5 protein-coding genes are annotated in these 6,770 nt (G+C 30.7%); 2 read left to right on the forward strand and 3 right to left on the reverse strand.

Translation table 11 applies throughout. From position 1 onward, the window contains the following. Nucleotides 1-333: 333 nt before the first annotated feature. Nucleotides 334-1,836, forward strand: a complete 1,503-nt coding sequence (gene hutH / locus B0A78_RS12575; protein ID WP_041253308.1) for a histidine ammonia-lyase — start codon at nt 334-336, stop codon at nt 1,834-1,836. A gap of 158 nt (nt 1,837-1,994) precedes the next feature. Here hutH and B0A78_RS12580 read toward each other — a convergent pair whose 3' ends face one another. The 3 genes from B0A78_RS12580 to B0A78_RS12590 are packed head-to-tail and all read right to left on the reverse strand — an operon-like array spanning nt 1,995 to nt 3,663. Then, nucleotides 1,995-2,561, reverse strand: coding sequence for a YceI family protein (locus B0A78_RS12580; protein ID WP_014164290.1), 567 nt, complete (start codon nt 2,559-2,561; stop codon nt 1,995-1,997). Nucleotides 2,562-2,574: 13 nt separating this feature from the next. Then, nucleotides 2,575-3,207 (reverse strand): NAD(P)H-dependent oxidoreductase, encoded by a 633-nt coding sequence (locus B0A78_RS12585; RefSeq protein ID WP_014164291.1) that lies wholly within the window; start codon nt 3,205-3,207, stop codon nt 2,575-2,577. 3 nt (nt 3,208-3,210) lie between these two features. After that, entirely contained in the window at nt 3,211-3,663 is a 453-nt protein-coding gene (locus B0A78_RS12590; RefSeq protein WP_014164292.1) for a MarR family winged helix-turn-helix transcriptional regulator, read from the reverse strand. 501 nt (nt 3,664-4,164) lie between these two features. Here B0A78_RS12590 and B0A78_RS12595 point away from each other — a divergent pair. Further along, nucleotides 4,165-6,066, forward strand: coding sequence for an SPFH domain-containing protein (locus B0A78_RS12595; protein WP_014164293.1), 1,902 nt, complete (start codon nt 4,165-4,167; stop codon nt 6,064-6,066). Nucleotides 6,067-6,770 lie beyond the last annotated feature (704 nt).

Raw genomic sequence — 6,770 nt, forward strand, 5'->3', positions numbered from 1 at the left:
AAAATTAATATTTTTAAATAGAAGTTTCGTGTTATTATTCTTTGAAATCAAGTGAAAATTGTTTTATTTTATTAGACTTTTCATTTTGAACACCATTTTTTCTTTATACCATATTGTTTGAATAAAAGTAAAAGACTAAGAAGAACGGTCTATTTATTGAAAAAACTTCGTAAATAATAGTATTATGAAATAATTAAAAAATAAATAAAGCAAAACACTTTGTATTTATACTTAAACTTCAGTTAGTACATAATTTTTTATTTGAAATGCTAAACTTCTTTTTGATTTCTGATCTTTTTTATGGAATTTTGGGCAACAAATTTTAGAATAAAGATGGATACTACTCATTATATTTCTTCTGATATATTTTCATTAGAAACGTTACAAGAAATTATTTCACAAAATCAAAAATTAGCATTATCAGAAGAAGCACGCTTAAACATTGTAAAATGTCGTGAATATTTAGATAAAAAAATGGAGGAACACAAAGACCCCATTTATGGTATAAACACAGGTTTCGGCTCGTTATGTGATGTGAAAATTTCAAATGAAAATTTATCAAAACTTCAAGAAAATTTAATGAAATCACACGCCTGTGGAACAGGAGATGAAGTGCCACAAGAGATTGTAAAAATCATGTTGTTGTTGAAAGTAAAATCTTTAAGTTATGGACATTCAGGTGTGCAATTAGCAACAGTGGAGCGTTTGATAGATTTTTATAATAACGATGTTTTTCCTGTAGTGTATACACAAGGATCATTAGGAGCCTCTGGTGATTTAGCACCATTGGCGCATTTATGTCTACCATTAATAGGAGAAGGAGAAGTATATCTAGATGGATTTCGTCAACCAGCTATGAAAGTACTTGAAAAAATGAATTGGCAACCTATTACTTTACAATCTAAAGAAGGATTAGCATTATTAAATGGTACACAATTCATGAGCGCTTATGGAAGTTATATCTTATTAAAAGCGGTGAAATATAGTTATTTAGCTGACGTAATAGGGGCTATTTCATTAGAAGGTTTTGATGGTAGAATTGAGCCATTTAATGATTTAATTCACATGGTTCGTCCGCATAAAGGACAAATTGTAACCGCACAACGTTTTCAAGAGTTGCTAGATGGAAGCCAAATTATTAAACAATCCAAAAAACATGTACAAGATCCTTATTCTTTCCGTTGTATTCCACAGGTACACGGAGCGTCAAAGGATACAATTGATTATGTAAAAAAAGTTTTCAAAACAGAAATCAATTCAGTTACCGATAACCCGAATATTTTTGTAGAAGAAGATTTAATTATCTCAGGAGGAAATTTTCATGGGCAACCTCTGGCGTTAACCTTAGATTTTCTAGGGATGGCATTAGCTGAATTAGGGAATATTTCAGAAAGAAGAACCTATCAATTAATTTCAGGCTTACGTGATTTACCAGCATTTTTAATAAGTGATCCAGGATTAAATTCCGGATTTATGATTCCACAGTATACCGCTGCCAGTATCGTAAGTCAAAACAAGCAACTAACAACACCAGCCAGTACAGATAGTATTGTTTCTAGTAATGGGCAAGAAGACCATGTTTCTATGGGAGCTAATGCCGCAACTAAGTGTTTGAAAATAATGGAAAATCTAGAACGTATTTTAGCTATTGAATTAATGAATGCTTCACAAGCTATTGAATTTAGACGACCATTACAATCTAGTACGTTTTTAGAAAGTTTCTTAAAGTTATATAGAGAAGAAGTTCCTCTTGTAAAAGAAGATCGAATTTTACATTATGATATAGAAAAATCAATTGCTTTCTTATCTAGTTTTTATGTAGAAGATTTAGAATAATTTAAAAGGCTGTCTGAAAAGTTCAAAATCTTGTTATTTTGACTAAAGGAGGGGGAATTACATAGTGTTGATAATATGATTTCTTCCTTTAGTTAAATGACAGACTATATGTTGAGTTTTTTTCAGACAGCCTCTTTTATTAGGATTTTAAAATTTATTTAGTATTTTAATTGAACTTTTAATTCAAATTCATCATCAATAGCTTTGTCTGCTAAAGCACCAAAGTTTTTAGAAGCATACTTTACATCGTATTTAGTTCGGTCTACCATTAGAGTAGCACTTGCAACATTTTTATTAGTTACTAGATCAAATTTTATAGGATTTGTAATTCCTTTTATAGTTAAATCAGCTTCTATACTATACGTATTTGTTGATTTCTTACCAATTTTTTTGAATACTAAAGTTGAGGTAGGAAATTTATCTACAGCAAAGAAGTCACCATCTTTAAGATGTACATCTAATTTGTTTTTCCATTCACCTTGTAAATCCAAAGTATTAATAGTAGTCATATCTACTGTAAAATTTCCGCCTTTTAATTCTTTTCCATTAAAAATTAATTGTCCTTCTTTTAGTTTTATATCTCCATCGTGTTGGCCACCAAATTTTTTTGCCAACCATAAAACTTTACTTTTTGATGCGTCTACTTTTTTTGAAGTTTGAGCAGTGGTAGTTAAACCCCCTAAAGTTACTAGTATTGCTAAAGCAAAAGATTTTAAAATATTCATTTTTTATGTAGTGTTAGATATTAATAAATAATTTTTCGTTTGATTTTCTTACTTTTTTATCGTGTTGAGTAAGATCTTCCTCATGTCTATAACCTATAGTAGCTACTAAAGAGGCATTTAAATTTTGAGAATTTAGATTGAGTATTTCATTATACTTTTCGGCTTCAAAACCTTCCATAGGAGTTACATCTATTTTTAGTTCAGCAGCGGCATTTAACAAATTACCAAGCGCTAAATAAGTTTGCTTAGAAGTCCAGATACTTTGTTCTGTAGTGCTTAGTTCTAAAATTTTACTTTTCATAAATGCACTATAACCAGCTAAATGTTCTTGTGGTACTTCTCTAACGAAACTCACTCTTTTTATAAAATCATCAATAACAGTTTCATCTAAATGACTATAGTTTGCAAAAACAAATAGATGAGAAGCATCTGTTATTTGGGACTGATTCCAAGAAGCAGGTTTTAATCGTTCACGAATCTCTGGATTATCAACAATTAGTACTTTATAGGGCTGAAGCCCATAAGAAGAAGTACTTAATCGAATAGCTTCTTTTAGTATATTTAAATCCGATTCACTAACTTTTTTAGAAGAATCGAATTTTTTGGTGGCATATCGCCAATTTTGGTATTCAATAAATTTACTCATTATTTAACTTCTATATTTTTCTAATAATTCATTGAAAATTTCTAATTCAGCAGGTGTTAACTTATCAGCAAACTCATTTTCGTGTGCTAATACTAAAGGATCCAAGGCCTCTAATACTTCTAGTCCTCTTTCTGTAATTGTAATTTCCATTTTTCTTTTGTTCTCAGGACAAACTTTTCGAACGACTAGTTCTTTTATTAATAATTTGTCAACCAATCGGGTAGTGTTACTAGTTTTGGCCAACATACGTTCTTGTATACATGCCATATTAGCAGGTTTGCCTTTTTGTCCTCTTAAAATTCTTAATACATTATATTGTTCACTTGATAAGTCATGAGGTTTTAATATTTCTAAAAATTTATCTCCAACAACATTTCGTGTGAACGTAAGATTTAGAAGTACCCTTTTTGCTAGCGATAAGGTAACTGTACTTTTAATTTCTTCTTCTATTTTCATTTCTATAGAAATTTTGATACAGCAAATGTAAAAAAAATAAACATTTGTATATACAAATGTTTGGTAAAAAAATGTTAATTTATTTTATGTAATATAAATTAGAAACTCTAAAAGGAACCTTTTCGTTTTATTAAGAGTAAGCTCGAATGAAGTGAACGGGCGAAGGGAATCATATATCACAGATAATGTGGACTTCTTTTGTTGTAGAAGAGACAAACTAGATCTTAAATGACTACTTTTTAGAGAGTCATTTCGATATTTGTTTTTATATAAAATGTTTTTGCAATTTTGTGTAACTTTTTTTTTCAACAAACGTATAACTAAGGTATTTAAATTTAATCAATGTAAGAATGGCACTAAGGTGTTACTAAATTAAAAATAGAATTCTAAATTTTACTGCAGTAAGAATTCCTATTTGTAATAAATTGAAAAATAAACTCCTATTTTATTTGGTTAAATTTTATTAGAAATATTTTATTCAAACTAATTAATTGTTTTATTATGACATCAATTATTTCATTATGGTGGTTATTACCATTGGTATTAACTGTTGTATTTTACAAATTTGTTTTAAGAGTTTTTTTTGGAATGGTCATCGTACCTGAGGACAAAATAGGTTTAGTAACCAAAAAATTTGTATTGTTTGGGACAGATAAATCGTTGCCAGATGGTAGAATTATAGCAACAAAGGGAGAAGCTGGTTTTCAGGCACAAACATTGGCTCCAGGATTGTATTGGGGGATGTGGATCTGGCAATATTCAGTAGATATGACCGCATTTACGATTATTCCAGAAGGTAAAATAGGTTTAATATTAAGCAAAGATGGAAAAGAAATTCCTACAGGTAGAATTTTAGCACGCAGAGTAGAATGTGATAATTACCAAGATGCTACGGGCTTTTTGGATAGAGGAGGACAAAAAGGCCGTCAAACAGCCTTTATTACGAGTGGATCGTATCGGATTAATACCTATTTATTTGAGATTGTTATCGTAGACCAAATTAAGATTTTTGAAAACATGGTTGGGATTGTAACAGCACTTGATGGAGAGCCTATACCTCATGGTCAAATTGCTGGAAAATTTGCTGATGGACATAATAATTTTCAAAATTTTGATCGTTTTTTAGATCAAGGGGGAAATCGTGGTTTGCAACCGCAAGTAATGTTAGCAGGTTCTTATTATATAAACCCTTGGGCAATACAAATAGAACAAAATCCTATGACTGATGTTCCAATTGGGCATGTAGGAGTAGTGATTTCTTATATAGGAGAAGACGGACAAGATGTAACAGGAGAAACTTTTAAACACGGTAATATTGTTTCTAAAGGGCAACGAGGTGTATGGATGGAGCCCCTAGGGCCTGGTAAGTACGCATTGAATAAATATACCACTAAATTAGAATTAGTTCCTACAACGAATTTGGTTTTAAATTGGGCAAATGCACGTAGTGAATCACACGATTTAGACAAAAATTTATCAACTATTACGGTTCGTTCAAAGGATGGATTCCCGTTTAATTTAGATGTATCTCAAATTATTCACGTTCCTGCAAATGAAGCACCTAAAGTTATTGCCCGCTTTGGTAGTATGACTAATTTAGTTTCTCAAGTGTTAGAACCAACAATAGGAAACTATTTTCGTAATTCAGCACAAGATAGTGATGTAATATCATTCTTAAGTACACGTAAAGAGCGTCAGGAATCAGCAAAAGTACACATTAAAACCGTTTTAGATGAATACAATGTAAACGCAGTTGATACCTTAATTGGAGATATTATACCTCCTGAATCATTAATGAAAACATTAACGGATAGAAAAATAGCAGAAGAAGAACAAAAAACATATCAAACGCAAAAAATGGCACAAGAACAACGTCAAGGAGTTGAAAAAGAAACAGCCATTGCAGATATGCAAAAAGAAATTGTTCGAGCAGCTCAAAGCGTAGAAATAGCACAGCGTACAGCGGATGCTACTGTTAAAAAAGCAGAAGGAGATGCCGCTAGTTTAAAATTAAATGTTAATGCAGAAGCTGAGGCTACTAAAATGAGAGCTATTGCTGAGGCTGAGGCTACTAAGGCAAAGGCTGCTGCTCAAGCAGAAGCAACTAAATTAAATGCAAGTGCAGAAGCTGAAAAAATATCAAAAACAGGTCTAGCCGAAGCTGAAAAAATTATGGCAATTGGTAAATCAACGGCAGAATCATATCAATTACAAGTTTCCGCAATGGGTGGCGATAATTTTACTAAATATAAAATTACAGAAGAAATTGGTAAAGGAAATATTAAAGTAATTCCTGAAGTACTAATTTCAGGTTCAAATGGAACGGATGGAGGTATTAGCGGTCTATTAGGTATGAAATTAATGGAACTTATGAACACATCCAACGACTCTAAAAAAGAATAACGATTTTTTTATCATTTATTGGGGTACTGTTTAATAATGACTAACAACTGGGTGTCCGAAAAGTAATATTTTAATGTGTAGTTTGTTTTTTCAACAATTAAATCCAAATTGCCATTAGAAAAATGTTACAAATTAAGACACCCTTTTTTATAAAATACCTATCATTAACTTTTGATTAACCAACTCTTAACCTACGATAACCTAGTGTTTGCGCAATTTTGAATAAAAAAATATACGTCATTCAGTTGTTTTATTATTTCTATTTCTAAATTGGAAATTAGTCAGTAAAGAAGTTAAAAAAGATTCAAGAAAAAGGATTCAAGAAATTCAAATTCTTAATACACAAAAAACTATTGAGCGAAAAATAGATAGAGTACAGTTTATAACAACTCCAACCAATGAAGCCAGTACTGTATGGGATATTTTAAAAAAATCTCAAGGAATTATTGCCAAAGGTAATAACTTGACAGTAAAAGGAAAAAGTGTTAAACTTACGGTAAATGATAAAACTATTAATCTGTCAGGAGAAGAACTCAAATCGTTTTTAGAAAACATGAAAGGGGATGAATAAAAAAAAATTGAGATCATAGAAAATCCACCCGCACGATATGATGCTCAAAATGGAGTCATCATTAATTTAAAAACTAAAAAAAGGGATCAACTTTAATTAAAAGTTAAACCCCATTATTTGTAATAGTTAATAT

The organism is Flavobacterium columnare NBRC 100251 = ATCC 23463, assembly GCF_002530675.1.
Lineage (GTDB): Bacteria > Bacteroidota > Bacteroidia > Flavobacteriales > Flavobacteriaceae > Flavobacterium > Flavobacterium columnare.

Coding starts and splice junctions, on each gene's coding strand:
- B0A78_RS12580 (WP_014164290.1), bottom strand. CDS start 2,561: ATGAATATTTTAAAATCTTTTGCTTTAGCAATACTAGTAACTTTAGGG.
- B0A78_RS12585 (WP_014164291.1), bottom strand. CDS start 3,207: ATGAGTAAATTTATTGAATACCAAAATTGGCGATATGCCACCAAAAAA.
- B0A78_RS12590 (WP_014164292.1), bottom strand. CDS start 3,663: ATGAAAATAGAAGAAGAAATTAAAAGTACAGTTACCTTATCGCTAGCA.
- hutH (WP_041253308.1), top strand. CDS start 334: ATGGATACTACTCATTATATTTCTTCTGATATATTTTCATTAGAAACG.
- B0A78_RS12595 (WP_014164293.1), top strand. CDS start 4,165: ATGACATCAATTATTTCATTATGGTGGTTATTACCATTGGTATTAACT.